The organism is Thalassotalea agarivorans (assembly GCF_030295955.1).
Classification (GTDB): domain Bacteria; phylum Pseudomonadota; class Gammaproteobacteria; order Enterobacterales; family Alteromonadaceae; genus Thalassotalea_D; species Thalassotalea_D agarivorans.
Genome location: NZ_AP027363.1, coordinates 3,043,830 through 3,065,442, shown reverse-complemented (window position 1 = coordinate 3,065,442; position 21,613 = coordinate 3,043,830). Strand labels below are relative to the sequence as shown.

The window sequence follows — 21,613 nt, the reverse complement described above, 5'->3', positions numbered from 1 at the left end:
CGCTAGTGAATAAGCTCGTTTCTGACTAAGCCACGGCGAATGTTCTTACACATTTTGCCAAGGCGCGCAATTTCGCCAAAGCTTGGTGTTTCTCCAGCATCAAGCTCTGTTTCCCAATGAGTCAATTCTGTGTCTGCCAGCTCAAGCAGCTTTTTAGGACAGCCCACACATTTGCCCGCACAAATCTCCGCTTCTGGTAAAGCAAAAGGAAATTCATTTCTAACCTCAATAATGAGGTCTCTCATGGCGGTAATACGATCTGGTTTCATGCCATAAAGCATAACAGCTTGCGCTTACAATACTGTTACAAATCGTAATTGCGATTGTCTTATCGGGACAGTCACTGTAACTCAATATTTTTATATCAATATAATAAAAATCAATGAGTTAACGCTTTGTGGCTGTATGTGTTGCCATAAAAACCTGATGAAATTGTTGCGAAGCACCTTAATTAGTTAGTTAAAATTTCTAGGTAAGGTGCCTGTCCTGATAAGAGGAACTTGAGGAGGATTTAAGGTGAGTGTCCCGATAATGGCAGTATTAGATTGCTTGCAAGTTGGCGTAGGAAACCATCAGCCATTTAACGCCGACTTCATCGAAGTTTACTTGTACACGAGCTTGTGCGTCGCTTCCTTCATAGTTGAGAATAACGCCTTCACCAAACTTGGCATGTAACACTCTTTGCCCTAGGCTGAATCCGGTATTTTCGAATGATTCTAAGGTGATGGTGTTGGCAAAGCGGCCTGTGGTTGCTGGGCGTGAAACTTGAGACTGCATGCGAATTTCTTCAACACATTCGTCAGGAAGTTCTTTTAGAAAACGTGATGGACGATGATATTTTTCCTGACCATAAAGACGTCTAGCTTCTGCATGGCAAAGGTAGAGCTTTTGCATTGCGCGTGTCATGCCAACATAACAAAGACGCCTTTCTTCTTCTAATCGGCCAATATCTTCAACAGACTGCTGTGACGGGAACATACCTTCTTCCATGCCGGCAATAAAAACCAGTGGAAATTCCAAGCCTTTAGCACTGTGCATGGTCATTAATTGAACGGCACTTTCAAATTCATCTGCCTGCGACTCGCCTGCTTCTAGCGCGGCATGAGTCAGAAACGCCGTCAGGTCTGACACTTCTTCAACTAAATCAGGATCTTTCTCAAACGTTTGGCAAGCGGTTACAAGCTCATTTAGGTTATCAATTCGGCGCTCGGCTTTTTCACCTTTTTCCGCTTGGTACATCGCCTTTAAACCCGAGTGTTGAATCACATGATTCGCCTGTTGATCTAAATTTAAATCGCAACTGTCGTCTTCTAATTGCTCGATCAAATTGACAAAGTTAGTGATGGCATTGGCACTTCTGCCCTTTAGCTCTTGCAATGCAAGCATATGCTTACATGTGTCCCACATTGTTTTGCCCAGCGATCTTGCTGCATCTCTAACGAGCGATAGCGTTTGATTACCAATACCACGCGTTGGTGTATTGATGATACGCTCAAATGCTGCATCGTCGTTACGATTGTTCATTAAACGCAGATAAGCCAAGGCATCTTTGATTTCTTGACGCTCGAAAAAGCGCACACCACCATAAATTCGATACGGAATATTGGCCTGCATTAAGGCTTCTTCAACAATACGTGATTGCGCGTTAGAGCGATAAAGTATCGCGATATCATCGTAACTGCCTTGTTCTTCAAACCAGTGCTTGGCTCTGCCTGCGATAAATCTAGCTTCATCGATTTCGTTAAACGCACTATAGATGGCTATTTTGTCGCCAGCGTTATCATCGGTCCAAAGGTCTTTACCTAAACGGTTGTTATTATTGGCGATAAGTTGGTTGGCAGCTTTTAGGATATTACCGGTAGAACGATAATTTTGTTCTAAACGAATAGTCTTTGCACCACTAAAATCATCCAAAAATCGTTGAATATTTTCAACTTTTGCGCCACGCCAGCCATAAATAGACTGGTCGTCATCTCCTACGATCATAACGCGGCTGCTTTGTTGTCCTAAAAGACTCAGCCAAGCATATTGAATGGCGTTGGTATCTTGAAATTCGTCCACTAAGATATGCTTAAATCGCTGCTGATAATGCGCTAAAAGAATTGGGTTGTTTAGCCAAAGTTCGTGGGCTCTAAGGAGCAATTCTGCAAAATCGACTAACCCTGAGCGATCACATGTCTCTTGATAATTTTTGTAGATGTTAATGAAGGTTTGCTCGGTTGGATCATAACCAGCATCAATGTGCTGTGGTCTAAGGCCTTCATCCTTTTTACCATTGATATACCAAGCCGCTTGCTTCGCAGGCCATTTTTTTTCATCTAAATTTAGCGTACGTATAATGCGTTTTAGTAGTCGCACTTGATCGTCAGAATCTAGCACCTGAAAACTTTGCGGTAGTTTTGCTTCTTGAAAATGCATGCGAAGTAATCGGTGTGCTAGGCCGTGAAAGGTACCTATCCACATACCATGTGTATTACCACCTACGGAAGATTCTACTCTTGCGCGCATTTCGCTGGCAGCTTTGTTAGTAAAGGTTACCGCTAAAATACTATGTGGAGATGCTTGCTCAACTTGCATTAACCAAGCAATACGATGAACTAATACGCGCGTTTTTCCACTGCCCGCGCCTGCAAGCACAAGCATGTGTTGTAGTGGTGCAGCAACGGCATCTCGTTGCTTATCGTTTAAGCCGTCAAGTAATTCAGAAACGTCCATCGGTAAATTTTATCTCACTAGGTTTGCTAACTCACTTACCTTCGTAAGTGCGATATTTGGTAATATTTTTAATGGCTTACCAATGCCATAGCGATTGAAGTAGGCTGTTTGGCAACCATATCTAGCGGCACCAAATATATCAGAGCGCCCGCAATCGCCAACATGTAACAGTTGATTTGGCGTGATGTTTAATTGCTGACATGCTGCGGCGAACATGTCTGGCGCTGGCTTTAATGCATACTGTTCATTTGCGTGAAAAATAGCGTCAAAATAGCGCGCGATGCCTATTTTTTCTGCGTCAACATTGCCATTGGTTATAGCAACAATGGGGTATTTTTTTTTGAGAGTCTCTAACAGCTCAATACTTTCTTGCGGTACAGTAAAATTACTTCGCCAAAATAAAAAGTGGGCCATTGCCTGCTCAGCAAGCTTAAGCGCTTCGTTTTTATCATAGCCGAGCGATTGAATACCTAAATAATAGGATTGCAAACGCAATTTGCCTACATCATGTCGAATGCGTTCGTTTTCGACAACGGCTTGATTCCTAAACGGGATCCAAAAGGCATGATCGTAGACTCTGTCGCCACCCAAATGCTGCTTAAAAAAAGTCAACATTTGTTGATAGCAAGCCAGCATCTGAGGGTGATTTTCATAAAGCGTGTCATCTAAATCAAAGCTTATCGCTTTAATTGGTGTCAATCGTTTATAAATAATCACCGCGGCCTCAAATATTAATCCGACAGTTTGACGATGAGTTTTGCCACAAGCTGTTTGAACTGGTCGAGTAACAAGGTATCCATGCGCGGGTCAAAATGCTCTGCATCTTCACTTTGGAAGGCAAGGATACCTAACACATCTTCACCATTTGTTAGTTTCACTAGTACAACCGAACCATTAAGTTCAGCATTAAAAAGCGTCATTTGTTCGCTTTGTTGCAAGCGCCCAAAATAGTAGTCATCTTTAGTGAGTTTGCTATCCAAAATAGCAGAAGCGTCCTCTTTTACTAGGGCATTGTGCGCGACAGCAGGTTGTTGCTTGAGCCACAATTTGATGGTCGCTAATGACATAATTTGCGCCGTATCTTTGGCTAATACATCGATCAGCGATGCTAAGTCGATACATTCAACCAAACGAAGGTTTAGTTCACTGTACTGTTTGTACAACTTTTCATTGTAGCTAGCGACCGTTAGTAGCTGTGTGATCTATTCTTCAAGTGCTTTGGCTTTGTCTCGTAATTGTTGTTGTTGGCGCTCTACTAACGATACCGTTCCTCTGCGATCGTCATTCAGGCGCAAAGAGGCAACTAATTGAGGGTTGCGAGAAAAGAATTCCGGATCGTCTTGCAAAAATTGCACAACTAAATCGTCATTCAGGGTAAGCTCGTCGTTTGTTATTGTTGTTTGTTCTGTCATAGCTGCATTTGTCCGTCGAATACGTGAACGGCCGGGCCTGTCATTTTCACAGGATGGCCTTGCCCTCTCCAAGATATTTTTAGTTTACCGCCTGGCAGCTCAACCGTCACTTGCTCGGCTAGTTTTTTTTGAATTTGACCTACTACCACGGCGGCACAGGCACCACTGCCACAGGCAAGCGTTTCGGCTGCGCCCCTTTCATATACGCGAAGCTTAATGAAATTAGGCTCGACAATTTCCATAAAACCAACATTGGCTTGCTCTGGAAACCTTTCATGATGCGATAAAGCATGGCCGAGGGTCTCTACTGGTGCGGTTTTCACAGAATCAACCGTAACGACACAGTGTGGGTTGCCCATCGATACTACACCACAAAAAACGGTGTCTTCTTCACTGCGAAGAATGTATGTTCCTTCTGTTTTTTGAGCAGAGAATGGCACTTTACTTGGCTCAAAAATAGGTACTGGCATATTAACGGTAACATTACCGTCTCGCTCGACAAAAAGTGTCATTTTACCAGAGGCCGTCGACACTCTAATTTTGTTTTTGTTGGTTAGCCCTTTGAGACGCACAAACCTCGCAAAACAGCGAGCGCCGTTACCACATTGGCTGACTTCGCTGCCATCAGCATTAAATATGCGGTAGTGAAAATCTAGATCCGGATCGTAAGGCGGTTCAACAACAAGCAGTTGATCAAAACCTACGCCAAAGTTTCGATCGGCAAGTCGTTTTATTTGGTCGTTAGACAAAAACACATTCTGTGTCACGTTGTCCAACACCATAAAATCATTACCAAGCCCCTGCATCTTTGAAAAGTTCAGGGTTGTTCGTTGTTGCTTATCTCGCATTAGGGTAGTACTTTCTCACCTTGCCAAAGTTGTTCTTGTGTTTCGCGTTCACGCACAATATGTGCTTGCTCACCATCCACCATAACTTCCGCCGCGCGTGGACGGCTATTGTAGTTAGAGCTCATGGTAAAACCATAAGCGCCGGCGCTTCTTACGGCTAGTAAATCACCAGCATTGATTGCAAGTGTTCTATCTTTACCTAGAAAATCACCCGTTTCACATACTGGACCGACTATGTCGTAAACTGATTCTTGTGCAGAGGTGTTTAAATCCACAGGAATGATTTCTTGCCATGCTTGATATAACGCAGGTCGTAACATGTCATTCATTGCCGCATCGACAATTGCAAAGTTCTTGCTCTCATTGGTTTTCAAAAACTCAACTTCTGTCACTAATATGCCAGCATTAGCCATGATCGCGCGTCCTGGCTCAAAAATAACGGTTAGTTCACGATCGGCTAATTTTTCCATGATCGCTTTTGCATAATCTGCGGGTTCTGGTGGTTGTTCATCTTTGTAGCGAACACCAAGACCGCCGCCAACATCTATGTGACTTAATTGAATGCCTTGTTCAGCAAGTTTGTCTACCAATAAAAGCACCCGCTCTAATGCATCTATAAAGGGTTCAATTTCAGTTAGTTGTGAACCAATATGGCAATCAACACCTTGAATATTAATGTGAGACATTTTTGATGCTTGAAGATAAATCGCTTCTGCATCATCAATGCTTACGCCAAACTTGTTTTCACTTAAGCCTGTAGAAATATAGGGATGCGTACCGGCGTCTACATCTGGATTTACGCGAAATGACACAGGCGCTTTTATATCAAGTTCGCTGGCAACAGTTTGAATGCGATCAAGTTCTGCCACTGATTCAATGTTAATACAGTGGATGCCATGCTTTAAAGCATAGGCTATTTCACTGGATTTTTTTCCAACCCCCGAAAACACGGTTTTACCCGGATCGCCACCAGCGGCAATAACTCGGGCTAATTCGCCTTGCGATACAATATCGAATCCCGACCCCATTTTAGCCATCAAACTAAGCACCGCTAAGTTGCTGTTTGCTTTTACCGCATAGCATACTAGATGTGGATGCGAACCTGCTGCGTTGTTGAAAGCATGCCAATGGCGTTCAATCGTCGCTTTTGAATATATGTATAGAGGCGTTCCGTGCTGCTTAACAAGCGCGGAAACGGCACAGTCTTCAGCATGTAGTTGCTGCGCTTGGTAATTGAAAAAATCCACTGCTTAATTCCTACTTCTCTTGTTCGTCTTTTGCTGGTTCTTCCGGTTGAGTTTGTTCACTACTCTTTTCAGGTTTTGGCTCGTCCAAGTAAAGCGGCCCTTTTAGGCCACAACCACACAACAGTAGTAGGGTGCATAGTGCACAAATTTTTTTCAACATTTGCGAAGTATTTTGCGTTTATCGATGTTTTTCACATGATAGTCGTTTTATAATCACATGAATACAAGATTTCCACTGCAAAGAAGATTTTTTTTAAAAAGGGTATGAAATGAACGATAGCCAATACAATTTGATGGCTGATGAATTGTTGTTAGCAATAGAAGAAGCAGTTGAAGAAGCCTTTGAAGAGCAAGATGAAGAGCTTGATTATGAATCGGTAGGCGGTAAGTTATCACTTACTTTTGTCGATGGTTCTAAGATTATTATTAATAAGCAAGCACCGCTCCATGAAATTTGGGTGGCAACTAAGTTCAACGGCCATCATTTTGCGTTTACCGATGATATTTGGTTAGACAAACGCGGAGGCGGCGAGTTTTGGCAGTTCATCTCAGCAGCGATAGAGAAACAATCGGGTATTCATGTTGATTTACGTGGCGCATAAAAGGTTTTAATAATGCAAGAAAAACGTATTCGTATCGCAACACGCAAGAGTGCATTGGCGATGTGGCAGGCTGAGTATGTAAAAGCTCAATTAGAGCATTTTCATTCAGACATCGTTGTCGAATTGTTACCTATGACGACCAAAGGTGACATTATCCTAGATACCCCGCTAGCAAAAGTGGGTGGTAAAGGACTGTTTGTCAAAGAACTAGAAGTTGCCATGTTAGAAGGCCGCGCAGATATTGCTGTGCATTCTATGAAAGATGTGCCGGTAGACTTTCCTCCTGGCCTTGGGCTTGAAGTGATTTGTCCGCGTGAAGATCCAAGAGATGCGTTCGTCTCTAATGACTACAACACGTTGGCAGATTTACCTCAAGGTGCAGTTGTTGGAACCAGCAGTCTGCGTAGACAATGTCAATTAAGAGCGATGCGCCCTGACCTTGTAATCAAAGATCTTCGAGGCAACGTAAATACGCGCCTAGCAAAGCTCGATAATGGAGAATATGACGCCATTATACTAGCTTCAGCTGGCCTTATTCGTTTAGAAATGCCCGAACGAATTAGCGAGTACATTGCGCCAGAAACCATGCTACCCGCAAATGGGCAAGGGGCAGTAGGTATTGAATGCCGTGTCGATGATGAGACAACAAAAGCGCTTTTAGCACCGTTGGAGTGTCAGCAAACAAGAGTACGTGTGTTGGCTGAAAGAGCAATGAATAGAGCGCTTGAAGGGGGTTGCCAAGTACCTATTGGTAGTTACGCCACGCTTGAAAATGAACGTTTGTGGCTGCGCGGATTAGTAGGCTCAATCGATGGTGATTCTATGCTTACAGCAGACGTTAGCGGCGATGTATCTGAGGCAGAACAACTTGGTTTAGCGCTAGCAAACGAACTTTTAGATGCAGGTGCAGATAAGATTCTAAAAGAGGTCTATGACAAATAGTCTACTTAACGTGTTGGTAACTCGCCCGATGCCTTCGGGCGAGAAACTAGCTGAATCAATTACACGACGATTGGCCGAAAAAGTTGCCACTACAATCGTGTATCCATTGTTTCGCTATCAGCCAAATCAAGATGCTGAGGTGCCAACAAAAGCTGGTGTGTTTATTTTTGTGAGCGTAGCAGCAGTGCAATGTGCGCAACAGCGTTTGCCGTTATCTGATTGGCCAATGACACAAGTGTTTGCGATTGGTGATGCAACGGCCAATGCGCTTGCACAATGCGGCATACAATGCTTATCTCCGACGCAACAAAATAGCGAGGGTCTGCTCGCAATGCCTCAAATAGATGCGCTTAGTAACACACCAATCTATATTGTCCGCGGTGAAGCAGGTCGGGAATTACTGTTTGAGCGTTTAACCGCCAAAAACAACCTCGTAAGCTATATTGAAAGCTATGCAAAAGATTGGCAGCAAATTCATGAAAACGATGTAAAAAATTGGTACATCGAGGGGATAAATTGTATTGTAGTGACAAGCGAACACATGCTAAATCACTTATTTAAAGCGCTACAATATAGTGAATATAAAGCGTATTGGTTAACAGATTGTCAAATTGTCGTGCCGAGTAAACGCATTTTAAATGCGGCAAACTCGATGGGATTTAAGCAAGTGTCCGTAGCAAATGGCGCTAGCGATGAAGCGATTTGTAAGCAACTTGCAATGATTGGATAAATTCAATGACAGATACCAAAAAGTCAGCAGACGAAAAAGCAAATACACCCAAGGCTGCGCCTGAGAAAAATGAAGATAAGTCCGCTGAGAAGACAACTACCGCTGGTCAACAAAAAACCACGACTGCAAAAAAAACAACGGTTGCTTCAAAAAAACCTTCAGCGAGTTTACGAACTTCAAATACTGCAAGTAGCGATAGAAAACGTTCAAAAACAGCCGTGTTTGCATTTTTATTAGCTATATTGGCGGTCGCTTCGGCAGCCGGTGTTTATTATTGGTTAACCTTGGCACAACAAAAATTAGCACAAGAAATTCGTACAACATTAAACAATGATACTGCACAGCTAAAACAGCAAACTGAACAAATGTTGAGTGTGCAAAAAAATACTTTTGATAAGCGACTTTCTGAAATGTTCGCGCAAGAAAAAGCGTCTTACCTAGAGGAAATGGCGTCTTTAAAGCAACAGGTGCATATTTTGCGTCAAAATCAGCCAAGTGATTGGTTGCTATATGAAGTAGAGTATCTGATCAGAATAGCTGGGCGAACATTGTGGTTGTCGCACGACACTCAAGCAGCAATATCATTACTAAAAGATGCTAACAAGCGTTTAGAAGAATTAAACAATCCTCAATATTTGCCTCTGCGCAAAGTCATACAACAAGATATTGAAACACTAAACCTCTTACCGCCTACAAATAAAGAGCAAGTGATATTGAAGCTAATGGCTTTAGATAGTCAGTTACCTCAATTACCTTTTGCCATGGTTTATATTCCCGAAAGTGCTGAAGCAGAAAATACCTTTGAGTTATCGGAAGATATAGGCGACTGGCAAGAAAACTTGCGACGTTCTTGGAATAGGTTTACTAAAGATTTTATCAAAATCACCACCCGCAAAGGTAATGTGAAGCCTTTAATGGAGCCCAAATATCAAGAAAATTTGCGCCACAATGTTAGCCTAAAAATTCAAATGGCAAAATGGGCGGTGACGCAAGAAAATCAGTCTATTTATGATCAAGAATTAGCAGAAATCCAATCGTGGATGGAGCAATTTTTTGATATGGACCAAGTCGTAAATCAACGTTTTTATCAATCCATTCAATTACTCAAAAGTGAGCTAATTACCGTGCAATTGCCAACCGAATTGGATGCATTGAAAGCGGTTAGAGCGTTATTGGATGATAAAAACATCGACCATCTAGTAGAACCTGAAGATAACACTCGTGAAGCAGAAATAGAGTCTCTACCTAATGCTATAGAAGAGAGCGACCTCCAGCCTGGCGAAGAAGAGAAACCAGAGCCAGTTGTATCGTCTAAGGACGATCAGGAGGCAATATGATTAAAGCCTTTTTATGGGTCGTGTTCTTTCTAGTCCTAGTTGCACTTGCACCTATTTTAATTGGTGAAAAAGGCTATGTCCTTGTTGCAATGGGTAATACAACCTATGAAACGACCGTTGTATATGCGGCAATTATGCTCATTTTTGTATTACTGCTTTTTCTTATCGTATTGCGCTTATTACGACATGGTTTGACTTTGAGCTTTGGCGCGTGGAATAAAGTCGTGTTTGCAGGTCAACGCCGCGCACGCAGAGATTTCAACAAAGGCGTAGCAGCCTATATATTGCAAGACAATGTTAATGCCGAACATCTTTTAGTGCGTAGCGCAGAAAAATCGCAGTTTGAGCAAAGTGCCTATTTAATGGCGGCAGATGCAGCACAAAAACAGAATGAACGTACCAACGCAAAACATTACGTAGAGCAGGTGCAAAAAATGCGTGACTCGTTAAAAGTTACGGGGCTAGATGCAATCATTGTTCAGGCAAAACTGCTTATTAACGCTGATGCGCTAGAAGAGGCTCGTGCACTGTTGGACGAACATCATAAACAACTAGGTCACGATTACAGATTGCTTACCCAAGAAATTGATCTATGTTTAATTGAAAAGCGCTATCAAACCGCCGTGTCACACATCGCGTTGGCAAGAAAACAAAAAGAGATCAGTGACAATACACTTCAACATTGGGAAAAAGTTGCCTATTACGGAGCCTTTGAAGAAATATTAATTCAACAGGACAAAAACGCATTAGTTAACTTTTTCAGCACCTTACCTAGAAAGGTTAAAAATAGGGAAATGATGGTGTTGAGTTATTGTCAGATATTGGCTAAACATAAAATATCGGATCAATTAACAGATGTATTGCTACCTATTGTGAAAAGTGATGCGTCTGATCGATTTTTGCAACAGATTGTCACGCTTCCGAATGCAAGTGCAGAACCGTTGATGCAGGTTGTGCAGAAGCATTTAAGTAAAGACCCTAAAAGCACTAAATGGTTAAGATGCATGGGGCACTTAGCGCTTGCTACAGAGCAATGGGATACGGCAGAGAAAGCATTCAATAGCATTTTTAATCAATCGGATGTTAAGCCACTTTCGCAAGACTATGATGCGATAGCAAAAGCGCTAGCACAACAAAATAGACATGCTGAGGCATACAACGCGTTGGCAGCAAAAAAATAATGGTTAATCCTCGGGGTTGAGGATTAACTCGGAGGAACTATGAACAACATACGTCGGCATTTTTATCTACGCTCCTTAGCAATCGCTATCTTGCTAGTAACTATGCTGATTATTGGCTACGCGTTTTTGTTTGTTAGTAACTTTCAAACGCAGTCTTCATGGCATACTTCTCCTGATAAAAAATCAATTATTCATGCTGAAAGTGACTACCAAGCGTTTAGAAAAACCTTACGCGCAATAAATGACATGCTGGCGTCTCAACCAAATAAAGACTGGCAGGAATACCATCAGCAAATTTCTTCATTTTTACTTGCAAGCCAAGGTAGGCTGACCCTAGATACAAGTTTGAGAAACTACTTTGGCTATACGAAAACGAAAGCGCTGATTAATCGTTTAGTGCAGGCAGGCAAGGTAAATCAGCAACTAAAAATCGACGTCAACGCTGCCCTGTCTGAACTTTATGTTCAAACGCAATTACAGCAAACGAGCATCAAAAGTGCCTCATCATCTGCACAGCGTTTGCAAATACAACTACAGCAAGCTTTGCTATATGTTGAGCAGTTGCAATGGCATGTTAGCAATCTATCTGTGCATACCAGCGGCGATCAAATAACGCGGCTCGAGCAGAAATTTCAGCAAGTTCAAAATCAATATCAGGCTATTTTAGCGCGCCCCGGTGTTACCGCGCAGTTTCGTGCAGCTTATCAAGACACAGAAAGCCGTATCAAACAGCAATACAATATCGTAGGCAAATGGCGAGGCTACATTCGAATCGCACAGCCATACTTGAGTAATGTTTTACTGCTTGAAAACACGCTATTCGATACGCAACCAAGTTACCTAGCAGCACCATCCTCACCCATGTTGGACTTGTTGGAAACTACATTGGGCTTTGATATAGGGTATGTATTGCTGGCGTTTGTTTTTATCTTTATCGTGCTGTGGTTACTATTGGCGTGGCAAATTTCACAAAGTGTGAAGTTTACCGTTAATGCCAATAATAAAATTGCGGCAGAGCAGCACAAAGCACTTGAACAACAGGGTGTTATAGCGGCGTTAGAACAAGACTTGTCAAATCAAGGTGAAGTTGCGAGCAAATTACAACGACATGTCGACCGGTTAGAAACTGCGCTGGAAAGTGAAAAAGAACAGAAGCAGTTACTGTTATCCAAGTATAGAGAGCAGCAAAGGTTTGTTAGCGACAAACCTGCGTTATCTGTCATCAGCAACGAAGCTTTTTCAGAGCAAGCTAAGCAAGCGTCAGAAGATAATGAAAACAAAACGATAGAAAAACAGTTGGATGAGCAGCCTTTTGATTTTGAGCAATTTATAGCAAATCAGGGCAGCGCTGAACTGGCTTCGATGATGTTGCTTGAATACCCGAAACAACTATCCAATGATATCGAGCGCTTAAGAAAATATTGGCAGCAAGAAGATGCGAAACAAGTAAAGGATGTCTTAAATGATATGCTTGTTGTCGCGCATATTATGGCGGCGGGTCAGCTACAAACAACGCTAGATGAAATGGTTGTTCATCAGGCGCACATCAACGAAGAATTTTTTGAGCGATTGCAGGCAAACTTAGCGGACCTTGTGGCCTACGCGAAAGCCATCTAACTAGCTTTCGACACGGAAACTGTCGTAATCACGCATCGCGGGGTAGGCCCTTTTCAACGGCACGTATAAGCCGTAAAGTTTGGCGTTTTGGTTCAACCACCAACGTTGCCTTTTTGTGTTGCTGATGCAAAGCCCAAGTCACGTGTTCAGCGACTAAATCGCTGCATTGAGAGAGTTTTTGTTCGAGTGCGTCAACAACTTCTTGTTGGTAGGGGGCGTTGCCTAATGCTATGGCAATATTACGATGCCATGCATCGATACCAATACGCCTAATGGGAGAGCCTTCAAATGTTTTCATGAAGGTTGGCTCATCAAAGGCAAATAAATCGAGAAGGTTGCTGTTATCAAGGTTATGACGAGACTGAAAATCGCTCTCATTCGATAAGCTTGCGTATTTATTCCAAGGACAAATGAGTTGGCAATCATCGCAGCCATATATTCTATTTCCCATCAATGGCCGTAGCGCTTCATCAATAACGCCTTTGTGTTCGATGGTTAGGTAAGAAATACACTTTCGAGCATCGACCACATATGGTTCAACAATGGCTCCGGTGGGGCAAATTGTCATACAAGCAACGCAGCTACCACATTTATTTTCTGGTTTAGTATCTACTGGCAGTGGAATATCTACGAGTAATTCGCCAAGAAAAAACCAAGAGCCAGATTTTTCGTCAATGACTAAACTGTGTTTGCCAACCCAACCTAGCCCAGCATTTTCCGCTAGTGGCCTTTCTAATACAGGCGCGGAGTCAACGAAAGGACGGTAATTGAAACTTGCACAATGCGACTTAATTTTTTCGCCCAGTTGCTTCAATCGCTTGCGCATTAACTTGTGATAGTCTCGACCAAGTGCATAACGGCTGACGTAAGCTTTGTCGGGCTGCTTTAATGTTTGGGCGAATTTAGCACCTTCAGGCAGGTAATTCATGCGCACACTAACAACGCGAAGTGTACCAGGCACAAGCTCATAAGCGCGCGCTCGCATCAGACCATGTCTTGCCATGTAATCCATGCTGCCATGGTAATTATTGTCGAGCCAATCAAGTAAAGGCTTTTCGTGTTCTGCTAAATCGATACCACAAATACCCACACCAGCAAATCCAAGTTCCTCGCCCCAGGACTTGATTTTTTCTGCCAATTGCTGATAGTTGATAGTAGGTTCGGCCACAATAATGTAAGTAAAGACAAGTTGTTATGACGCAAAGTTTACCACAGCAATGCTATTCAGCGACACAAGTTCTGGCGTATGAGCGCGAGCTCGCGCAAGCGCTTGATATTGACCTGTATGAATTGATGTCTCTTGCTGGACTTGCCGCATTTGAAATGTGTTTAACATTACAGCCCAATGCTTCGCGATATTTAATCCTTTGTGGAAAAGGCAATAATGGCGGAGATGGTTTGGTTTTGGCGCGTCACGCATTGCAACAAGGTATCCACGTTGATTTGCTCTGTTTAACACCATTGTCTGAGTATCAAGGTGAAGCCAAAAAAGCCCTGCAAACACTGCAAGCATTGAATAGTAAACATTTAACCCTTTATGATGATTTGCTCTCCAAATCGCTCGATATTGGTGACATTAAAAGTCGATATGACATTAAAGTAGACGCAGTCTTTGGTATAGGTTTTAACGGCGCTATTAAAAGCCAATATGAGAATTGGTTTTCTTTGTTTAATCACGTTGACGCTATAGCCGTAAGCCTCGATACCCCTTCAGGTGTTAATGCCACAACGGGCGAAGTCGCAAATGGCGCAATAAAGGCGCAACATACCATAAGCTTTATTGCGCTCAAACAAGGGTTGCTAACTGGAATAGCGGCTGATTTTGTCGGGCAATTTCATTTTGCTGGGTTGGGCGTTAAAGATAAATTTGAAGCTATGTTTTCAAGTACTGTGAAGTTAAGCCATGACCACAATCAGCCGACTTTAGCGCCAAGATCGCAGTCAGTACATAAAGGTGATGCGGGCTTTGTGCTTGCTATTGGCGGGAGTGAATACATGCCAGGGGCAATTCGCCTAACCAGTGAAGCTGCCTTAATTGCTGGTGCTGGTTGTGTAGCGGTTGCTAGCGATCATATGAATCGAAATATTCTGCTTGATGGGCGACCAGAACTAATGCTCGCGCCCTTTCAAGAAGAAGCACTGGTGCATCATATTAGTTGGAAAAAAGCTCGCACAGTAGTCATTGGCCCGGGGCTTGGTGAGGAACAACACAGTCAGTCTCTGGTTAAGTTTGTAACGTCTTCTGAGAAAACGCTAGTTATAGATGCGGATGCACTAAAGTACTTGAATGGTAAAGCAAGAGAAGCGCAAACATGGGTACTGACACCACATGCTGCTGAAGCATCTCAGCTGCTCGATACAACAGTAGACTGGATTGAAACTCATCGTTTTGAAGCAGTGAAGCAAATTGCGCAACAATACCATTGCGTTTGTGTGCTAAAAGGGCCTGGTAGTTTGATTTCAGACGGAAAAACGATATGGATTAATAAAACAGGTAATCCAGGTATGGCTAGTGGCGGAATGGGGGATGTGCTAAGTGGCATAATTGCAACCATGTTATTGCAGCCCATACCAGTGCTAGATGCAGTGCGCACAGCTGTTTATTTACATGGTAGATCTGCAGACCTTGCGGTGACAAATAAGAGCGAATCAAGTTTATTGGCAAGTGATTTATTTGTGACATTGCCGCAACTTTTACCTTAAAATGAAGACTAACAAGTAATACATGAATGAACTATGGCCAACTTACACCGACTTTTACAAGATGAGCAAGATACTGTCGCTTTAGGGCGCAAGATGGCAGATGCCGTTAAACATTTTGATCAAGGATTTGTTGCTTATTTGAATGGCGATTTAGGTGCAGGTAAAACCACGATGACACGTGGATTTGTGCAAGGTATGGGGCATGAAGGGCATGTTAAAAGTCCAACCTATACACTTGTGGAACCTTATGATCTAGGGCAATGGCAAGTTTATCATTTTGATTTGTATCGCTTGGCGGATCCCGAAGAGTTGGAATTTATGGGTATACGTGATTACTTCAGTGAAAACAGCTGTTGTTTTATTGAATGGCCAGAAAAAGGCGAAGGGATCTTGGCTAATGCTGACGTAACGATTAACATAGCATATGAAGACACCAAAAGAAGTGTCGAAATTATCGCTCAAACTACACGGGGCGAAAACTTGGTAGATTATTTAAAGAGGGATTAAGGGTAATACCATGTGGAATAAGGGGCTATTAAAACCACTTATTGGGTTATTGCTAGGTATCTTGGTGATACCCACGTCATTTGCGCAATCTGAAATTGAAGGAGTGCGTGTTTGGCCTGCGCCTGATCATACAAGAATCGTTTTCGATTTAAGTAAAAATACTAAATATTCTTATTTCTCATTAAAATCCCCTCAGCGTTTAGTATTAGATTTCAAAGACAGTAAAAATATCGCTGCCTTAAAAAATGCAGTAGCTAACGACCCTCGCATAAAGTTAATTCGCACCAGCACACATAAAATAAAAAGCACTTCTCGAATCGTAGTAGAGCTAAAAGATGAATATAAGGTCAACGTATTTGCGCTGCAGCCGGCAGGTCAATATGGGGACCGCTTAGTCGTTGACTTGTATGATAAAAACAAACCAACGGCGCCAGTCGTTAAAGCGCCACCAAACAACAAACGCGACATTATTGTGGCCATCGATGCTGGTCACGGTGGTGAAGATCCGGGCTCTATTGGTTACAAAGGCACGTATGAAAAACGCGTCACGCTTGCTGTTGCACGTAGGCTAGAAAAATTAATCAATGCAGAGAAAGGTCTCAAAGCGGTGATGATCCGTGATGGTGACTACTACGTCAACTTAGATAAGCGCACTGAAATTGCCCGTAATAAACGAGTCGACTTTTTTGTATCGATACATGCTGATGCATTCAGAACACCACAACCAAGTGGTGCTTCAGTTTGGGTTGTATCTAACAGACGCGCGGAATCTGAGCTTGCCCGTTGGTTAGATAACCGCCAAAGAAACTCAGAATTACTAGGTGGCGGCGGTGAAGTCATTAAAAATACCCAAGACGACAGTTTGGCGTTAATGCTAGGTGATTTAAAACAAAATCATTCGCTTAGTGCCAGCATATCGATGGCAACAGACGTTATTGCAGAGCTTAAAAAAATTACTAAGATGCATAAAAAAACGCCGCAATATAAAAGTTTAGCGGTGCTTAAATCATCTGATATTCCTTCGATTCTGGTCGAGGTTGGTTTTATTTCTAACCACAATGAAGAAAAAAACTTAATGTGGTCTAAACATCAGCAGCGCTTAGCGCAAGCGATGTTTAACGGTATTCAATCTTATTTTATGGAGTACCCGATCGCAGGAACCTATTACGCAACCATCGGCTACCGTAAACATAAAGTGCGAAGCGGTGATTCCTTGTCTGTCCTTGCTCAAAGGTACAACACCTCAGTCAGTTCAATTAAATCGGCGAACAATTTAAGTGGAAACACTTTACGTATTGGCCAAACCTTAAAAATTCCACGCGCAGGATAAATGACGTGTCCATAGCGATATTACCCACTCGCCTTGCTAACCAAATCGCAGCCGGCGAGGTTGTTGAGCGCCCAGCTTCTGTCGTTAAAGAACTTGTAGAAAATAGTTTAGATGCTGGCGCAAAGCACATTACGGTAACCATTGATAAAGGTGGTGCAAAACGCATCAAAATTACGGATGACGGTTGTGGAATCGATAAAGACGAACTTGTTTTAGCGTTAAGCCGTCATGCTACCAGCAAAATTAAAGATTTTGACGATCTAGAAGGTATTGCAAGTTTAGGGTTTAGGGGTGAGGCATTAGCGAGTATCTCCTCGGTAGCGCGTTTAACCTTGACGTCAAAGCCCGAAAAACAGTCCGCGGCTTGGCAAGCACAAGCGTTTGGTCGCGATATGGCGGTTAAAGTGTCGCCAGCTGCGCATCCAGATGGTACTTCAATTGATGTTCAAGATTTGTTTTTTAATACACCGGCTCGTCGCAAATTTTTACGTACAGAAAAAACAGAATTTAGCCATATTGAAGAAGTGATTAAGCGGATAGCACTTGCTCGCATGGACGTAGCATTTACCCTTATCCACAATGGTAAAACAGTTAAGCAATTTCGTCAGGCGGCTAATACACAGCAGCGTCAAAAAAGAATTGGGCAAATATGTGGTAACGGTTTTATCGACAATGCCATTGAAATAAACTGCCAGCATGATGGCTTAACTTTAAGCGGCTGGATAGCAGCGCCAAGTTTTGCCAGATCGCAAAATGATTTGTGCTATAGCTATGTCAATGGTCGCATGATGCGGGACAAGCTAATCAACCATGCTATCCGTCAAGCCTATGATGAGTTATTGCCATCTGACATGTATCCTGCGTTTATTTTGTATTTAGATTTGGATGTGCGGGAAGTTGATGTCAATGTGCATCCAGCGAAGCATGAGGTCAGGTTCCATCAAGCGCGTTATGTACATGACTTTATCTATTCAGTTTGTCATCGAGCTTTAGCGCCGTCATTAACAAGTGAATTTTCTCAACCAGAAACCGTTGCAGCGCCATATGTTGAAGCGCCTATTCAGTCAGGTAGGCAGTATCAACAAGAGTTAGCGCGAGTAACGCCGTCAGGCCAGCAAGCAAAACACTTGTATGGTCAAAGCAATACGATGTCGACGAAGGCAGCGCAAGTGTATCAACAGCTACTACAAGGTAAAGCGGATAGTCCAGCAATAGCCGAACATCAGCCTAAGCCTGTTGCAGTGACGAACGAGGCCTTACCTAACTACGTTTATTATCCGCCACACTTCATCATTACTACGTTGAGTGCAGGTGTTCATTTAACTGATTTAAACGGATTAGCCTTGGCTGTAACCGAAAAAGATATTGCTCAGCGTTGGTCGCAAGGGTTTGTGAGTCAGCCGCTTCTATTGCCCGTAACAATGACTTTGTCTGCACAAGCTTTTTCGTTTGTATGCGCGCAGCAAGCAATGTTTGCACATATAGGTTTTGATTATGAAACCACGACGCAAAGTAAAAAAGTAAAGATAACCCATGTACCTGCGGCCATTCGTGAAAAAAATGTGAGCGAATTGTTTTTGCAATTTGTCTCGCAATTGCTCACCCTTGATGAAGCTCAAGAAAGTCAGTGGTATCAGCCACTTGCTCTTATTTTTTCACCAAAAATTGACGACGAGTTAAGTGCCAATAAATTTATTGAACAAGCTCATTTGCTTGGTGGTGAAGAATTTAATCAACTACTACACTTGAATTCACAGCCCTTAGACCTTACATCAACGATATCTGCTTTTACAAAGTAATTGTTCGCTATTGATTTAATATGGCAAAAACGAAACTTCCTCCTGTTGTCACCATTATGGGACCAACGGCCTCAGGCAAAACAGCACTTGCGATGCAACTTTATGATCAGTTGCCTTGTGAAATTGTAAGTGTTGATAGTGCGCTTGTGTATAAAGGCATGGACATTGGAACAGCTAAACCAACACAGGAAGAGCTAGCGCAGTATCCTCATCAATTGATTGATTTGATTGATCCATTGGAGAGTTATTCGGCAGCAGAGTTTTGCAAAGATGCTTTAGCACAAATAGCGCGCATCAGATCGCAAGGTAAGGTACCTATTCTGGTGGGTGGCACCATGATGTACTTTAAAAGTCTTATTGACGGGATTTCTAACTTACCTGAAGCTAATGCAGCAGTGCGAGCAGAAATAGAACAAGAAGCAAAAGACAAGGGATGGCCTGCGATGCATGAGCTATTAGCTAGCTTTGATGCTGAATCGGCAGAGCGGATCCATCCCAATGATCCGCAGCGTTTAACTCGAGCAATTGAAGTATTTCGAGTAAGCGGACACACCTTGTCACAATTAATTCAAGAAAAAGGTGATAAAGTAGACGGTGACGTATTACAATTTGCTTTGATCCCAAACGATCGAAAAGTGTTGCATGATCGTATTGAGTTAAGATTTGACCAAATGATCGCTCAAAATTTTGAGCAAGAAGTGGTTAAATTAAAGGCGCGAGGGGACTTACATCTAGATTTACCGTCTATTCGCTGTGTCGGTTATCGCCAAATGTGGCAATACCTAGATGGGGAGTTCGACCACGAAGAAATGATTTTCCGTGGTGTTTGCGCAACAAGGCAATTGGCTAAGCGTCAATTGACCTGGCTGAGAAGTTGGCCAAACGTGCATACACTAAAAATGGAAGCAAGCGATAATTTGCAACAAATCTTGAATGCAATGAGCAAACTTTAATCTTTGGTGTATAATGAACAATGTTAGTGCGTAACTAACGAAAAAAAATGAAGTTTTTAACTTTCTAAAAATAACAAAAGGGGCCTAAAAATGGCGAAGGGGCAATCTTTACAAGATCCGTTTTTGAATGCGTTACGTCGTGATCGCATTCCTGTCGCGATTTATTTAGTCAACGGTATTAAATTACAGGGACAAGTAGAGTCGTTCGACCAATTTGTAATTTTACTAAAAAACACTGTTAGCCAAATGGTTTACAAGCATGCTATTTCAACGGTAGTGCCTGCTCGCGCAGTATCGACCATGCCTGCTCAAGGCCAATCAGGCTTCAATGCTGGAGAAGCTCAAGAGTAATGAACAAATCAGTATTGTCTGGAGCGGTTTAGTTGTTTGACCGTTATCAAGCTGGTGAACAGGCAGTACTTGTTCATATTGACTTCCCCGATGAAAACGCTCGCGAAGACTTACAAGAATTTGAAATGCTTGTTAGTTCAGCGGGCGTTAATGCGCTTACTGTAGTAACAGGCAAGCGTAGCAGTCCACATCCCAAATTTTTTGTTGGTAGCGGTAAAGCAGAAGAAATCGCTGAAGCAGTTAAACTGTTCGATGCCAATGTAATACTGGTTAATCATAGTTTAAGCCCTTCTCAAGAAAAGAATATCGAAGCTTTGTGCAAATGCCGTGTTATAGATCGCACGACATTGATTCTTGATATTTTTGCGCAACGAGCGAGAACGCATGAAGGTAAATTGCAAGTAGAGCTGGCGCAGCTTAAACATATTAGCTCAAGGCTTATTCGTGGTTGGACTCACTTAGAGAGACAAAAAGGTGGTATCGGCCTGCGTGGACCCGGTGAAACCCAATTAGAAACAGACAGACGTCTACTTCGTGAACGTATGGTTAACATCCGTAAGCGTTTAGAAAAGGTTGAAAAGCAGCGTCAACAAGGGCGTCGAGCTCGAAATAGAGCAGAAATACCGACAGTCTCTTTGGTTGGCTATACCAATGCCGGCAAATCAACCTTGTTTAACACCATTACACAAGCAAGCGTTTATGCTGCAGATCAATTGTTCGCGACACTTGATCCGACATTACGTCGAATTCAGGTTGAAGATGTTGGGCCAGTTATTTTGGCCGATACGGTGGGATTCATACGTCATCTTCCTCACGACTTGGTCGCGGCATTTAAAGCAACATTAACTGAAACACGTGAAGCCGAATTGTTGCTCCATGTGATTGATATTTCGGATCCGAGAAGAACAGAAAATATCGAACAAGTACAAGAAGTACTTGATGAAATTGAAGCAGGCGAAGTAACGCAACTGCTGATATGCAATAAAATTGATAATCTTGATGATGTTTCGCCACGTATAGATAGAGACGATAGTGGCATGCCAATTAGGGTGTGGTTGTCGGCACGAACGGGCCAGGGCATAGACCTGCTCTATCAGGCACTCACTGAACGTATCGATAGACAGGTGGTCAAACATACATTGAAGATTCCACCAAATGCGTCAAAATTACGTGCGCAATTGTATCAATTGAACTGTATCGACAAAGAAAATTATGACGAGCAAGGTAATTGTTTATTATCAATTAAATTGCCGACAAAGGATTGGTATCAGTTTTTAAAACAGGACCAATCAACAATCGAAGGATTTATAGAAAGTTAAACACAGTAAAACAACTTTCT

General features: G+C 42.6%; 20 protein-coding genes and 1 pseudogene. 13 read left to right on the top strand and 8 right to left on the bottom strand.

Annotated features, from left to right (window positions below; genetic code table 11):
• Positions 1-2: 2 nt before the first annotated feature.
• From QUD85_RS14010 to lptM, 7 genes and pseudogenes are all read right to left on the bottom strand, one after another.
• Entirely contained in the window at positions 3-269 is a 267-nt protein-coding gene (locus tag QUD85_RS14010) for a hypothetical protein (protein WP_093328753.1), read from the bottom strand.
• Between the two features lie 271 nt (positions 270-540).
• Positions 541-2,715 carry a DNA helicase II gene (gene uvrD, locus QUD85_RS14005; RefSeq protein ID WP_093328507.1) on the bottom strand — a complete coding sequence of 725 codons (2,175 nt, stop codon included), beginning with the start codon at positions 2,713-2,715 and terminating at the stop codon, positions 541-543.
• Positions 2,716-2,724: 9 nt separating this feature from the next.
• A complete protein-coding gene (locus QUD85_RS14000; RefSeq protein ID WP_093328505.1) occupies positions 2,725-3,432 on the bottom strand; it encodes an HAD-IA family hydrolase in 708 nt (235 codons plus the stop codon).
• A gap of 14 nt (positions 3,433-3,446) precedes the next feature.
• A pseudogene (locus QUD85_RS13995) lies at positions 3,447-4,127 on the bottom strand (DUF484 family protein).
• Positions 4,124-4,975 (bottom strand): diaminopimelate epimerase, encoded by an 852-nt coding sequence (dapF, locus tag QUD85_RS13990; RefSeq protein WP_093328502.1) that lies wholly within the window; start codon positions 4,973-4,975, stop codon positions 4,124-4,126. The pseudogene QUD85_RS13995 and the gene dapF overlap by 4 nt, the downstream one beginning before the upstream one ends.
• On the bottom strand, positions 4,975-6,222 hold the full coding sequence (lysA, locus tag QUD85_RS13985) for a diaminopimelate decarboxylase (RefSeq protein WP_093328501.1): 1,248 nt from the start codon (positions 6,220-6,222) through the stop codon (positions 4,975-4,977). The genes dapF and lysA overlap by 1 nt, the downstream gene beginning before the upstream one ends.
• Before the next feature lie 10 nt (positions 6,223-6,232).
• Positions 6,233-6,382, bottom strand: coding sequence for an LPS translocon maturation chaperone LptM (lptM, locus tag QUD85_RS13980; RefSeq protein WP_245732081.1), 150 nt, complete (start codon positions 6,380-6,382; stop codon positions 6,233-6,235).
• Between the two features lie 109 nt (positions 6,383-6,491).
• On the opposite strand from lptM, the gene cyaY reads away from it, so the two are divergent.
• From cyaY to QUD85_RS13950, 6 genes are read left to right on the top strand one after another with little or no spacing between them, the layout of a single operon-like run.
• Positions 6,492-6,824 (top strand): iron donor protein CyaY, encoded by a 333-nt coding sequence (cyaY, locus tag QUD85_RS13975; protein ID WP_093328499.1) that lies wholly within the window; start codon positions 6,492-6,494, stop codon positions 6,822-6,824.
• A gap of 12 nt (positions 6,825-6,836) precedes the next feature.
• Positions 6,837-7,766 carry a hydroxymethylbilane synthase gene (hemC, locus tag QUD85_RS13970; RefSeq protein WP_093328498.1) on the top strand — a complete coding sequence of 310 codons (930 nt, stop codon included), beginning with the start codon at positions 6,837-6,839 and terminating at the stop codon, positions 7,764-7,766.
• Positions 7,756-8,496 (top strand): uroporphyrinogen-III synthase, encoded by a 741-nt coding sequence (locus QUD85_RS13965; protein ID WP_093328496.1) that lies wholly within the window; start codon positions 7,756-7,758, stop codon positions 8,494-8,496. The genes hemC and QUD85_RS13965 overlap by 11 nt, the downstream gene beginning before the upstream one ends.
• Before the next feature lie 5 nt (positions 8,497-8,501).
• Positions 8,502-9,833, top strand: coding sequence for a uroporphyrinogen-III C-methyltransferase (locus tag QUD85_RS13960; protein ID WP_093328495.1), 1,332 nt, complete (start codon positions 8,502-8,504; stop codon positions 9,831-9,833).
• On the top strand, positions 9,830-11,014 hold the full coding sequence (locus QUD85_RS13955; RefSeq protein WP_093328493.1) for a heme biosynthesis HemY N-terminal domain-containing protein: 1,185 nt from the start codon (positions 9,830-9,832) through the stop codon (positions 11,012-11,014). Before QUD85_RS13960 ends, QUD85_RS13955 begins: the two co-directional genes overlap by 4 nt.
• Positions 11,015-11,053: 39 nt before the next feature.
• A complete protein-coding gene (locus QUD85_RS13950) occupies positions 11,054-12,631 on the top strand; it encodes a hypothetical protein (RefSeq protein WP_143047932.1) in 1,578 nt (525 codons plus the stop codon).
• A gap of 28 nt (positions 12,632-12,659) precedes the next feature.
• On the opposite strand, the gene queG is transcribed toward QUD85_RS13950, so the two are convergent.
• A complete protein-coding gene (queG, locus tag QUD85_RS13945; RefSeq protein WP_093328490.1) occupies positions 12,660-13,799 on the bottom strand; it encodes a tRNA epoxyqueuosine(34) reductase QueG in 1,140 nt (379 codons plus the stop codon).
• 26 nt (positions 13,800-13,825) lie between these two features.
• Here queG and QUD85_RS13940 point away from each other — a divergent pair, with 26 nt between their 5' ends.
• The 7 genes from QUD85_RS13940 (at position 13,826) to hflX (ending at position 21,593) form a co-directional block, all read left to right on the top strand.
• Entirely contained in the window at positions 13,826-15,334 is a 1,509-nt protein-coding gene (locus QUD85_RS13940; RefSeq protein ID WP_093328488.1) for an NAD(P)H-hydrate dehydratase, read from the top strand.
• Positions 15,335-15,367: 33 nt separating this feature from the next.
• Positions 15,368-15,841, top strand: a complete 474-nt coding sequence (gene tsaE, locus QUD85_RS13935) for a tRNA (adenosine(37)-N6)-threonylcarbamoyltransferase complex ATPase subunit type 1 TsaE (RefSeq protein WP_093328487.1) — start codon at positions 15,368-15,370, stop codon at positions 15,839-15,841.
• Between the two features lie 10 nt (positions 15,842-15,851).
• Positions 15,852-17,171: an N-acetylmuramoyl-L-alanine amidase gene (locus QUD85_RS13930; protein ID WP_093328485.1), complete on the top strand. Its 1,320-nt coding sequence runs from the start codon at positions 15,852-15,854 to the stop codon at positions 17,169-17,171.
• A gap of 5 nt (positions 17,172-17,176) precedes the next feature.
• Positions 17,177-18,970, top strand: a complete 1,794-nt coding sequence (mutL, locus tag QUD85_RS13925; protein WP_093328483.1) for a DNA mismatch repair endonuclease MutL — start codon at positions 17,177-17,179, stop codon at positions 18,968-18,970.
• Between the two features lie 20 nt (positions 18,971-18,990).
• A complete protein-coding gene (miaA, locus tag QUD85_RS13920) occupies positions 18,991-19,923 on the top strand; it encodes a tRNA (adenosine(37)-N6)-dimethylallyltransferase MiaA (protein ID WP_093328482.1) in 933 nt (310 codons plus the stop codon).
• Positions 19,924-20,013: 90 nt separating this feature from the next.
• Entirely contained in the window at positions 20,014-20,274 is a 261-nt protein-coding gene (gene hfq / locus QUD85_RS13915; RefSeq protein WP_093328480.1) for an RNA chaperone Hfq, read from the top strand.
• A 32-nt stretch (positions 20,275-20,306) separates the two neighbouring features.
• Positions 20,307-21,593, top strand: coding sequence for a ribosome rescue GTPase HflX (hflX, locus tag QUD85_RS13910; RefSeq protein ID WP_093328479.1), 1,287 nt, complete (start codon positions 20,307-20,309; stop codon positions 21,591-21,593).
• Positions 21,594-21,613: the final 20 nt, after the last annotated feature.

What these genes read in the sequence shown, in the direction of transcription:
- QUD85_RS13955 (WP_093328493.1), top strand. Translation starts at nt 9,830, where the DNA reads ATGATTAAAGCCTTTTTATGGGTCGTGTTCTTTCTAGTCCTAGTTGCA.
- cyaY (WP_093328499.1), top strand. Translation starts at nt 6,492, where the DNA reads ATGAACGATAGCCAATACAATTTGATGGCTGATGAATTGTTGTTAGCA.
- QUD85_RS13960 (WP_093328495.1), top strand. Translation starts at nt 8,502, where the DNA reads ATGACAGATACCAAAAAGTCAGCAGACGAAAAAGCAAATACACCCAAG.
- miaA (WP_093328482.1), top strand. Translation starts at nt 18,991, where the DNA reads ATGGCAAAAACGAAACTTCCTCCTGTTGTCACCATTATGGGACCAACG.
- QUD85_RS14010 (WP_093328753.1), bottom strand. Translation starts at nt 269, where the DNA reads ATGAAACCAGATCGTATTACCGCCATGAGAGACCTCATTATTGAGGTT.
- lptM (WP_245732081.1), bottom strand. Translation starts at nt 6,382, where the DNA reads ATGTTGAAAAAAATTTGTGCACTATGCACCCTACTACTGTTGTGTGGT.
- QUD85_RS13930 (WP_093328485.1), top strand. Translation starts at nt 15,852, where the DNA reads ATGTGGAATAAGGGGCTATTAAAACCACTTATTGGGTTATTGCTAGGT.
- dapF (WP_093328502.1), bottom strand. Translation starts at nt 4,975, where the DNA reads ATGCGAGATAAGCAACAACGAACAACCCTGAACTTTTCAAAGATGCAG.
- QUD85_RS13965 (WP_093328496.1), top strand. Translation starts at nt 7,756, where the DNA reads ATGACAAATAGTCTACTTAACGTGTTGGTAACTCGCCCGATGCCTTCG.
- QUD85_RS13950 (WP_143047932.1), top strand. Translation starts at nt 11,054, where the DNA reads ATGAACAACATACGTCGGCATTTTTATCTACGCTCCTTAGCAATCGCT.
- hemC (WP_093328498.1), top strand. Translation starts at nt 6,837, where the DNA reads ATGCAAGAAAAACGTATTCGTATCGCAACACGCAAGAGTGCATTGGCG.
- tsaE (WP_093328487.1), top strand. Translation starts at nt 15,368, where the DNA reads ATGGCCAACTTACACCGACTTTTACAAGATGAGCAAGATACTGTCGCT.
- uvrD (WP_093328507.1), bottom strand. Translation starts at nt 2,715, where the DNA reads ATGGACGTTTCTGAATTACTTGACGGCTTAAACGATAAGCAACGAGAT.
- QUD85_RS13940 (WP_093328488.1), top strand. Translation starts at nt 13,826, where the DNA reads ATGACGCAAAGTTTACCACAGCAATGCTATTCAGCGACACAAGTTCTG.
- hfq (WP_093328480.1), top strand. Translation starts at nt 20,014, where the DNA reads ATGGCGAAGGGGCAATCTTTACAAGATCCGTTTTTGAATGCGTTACGT.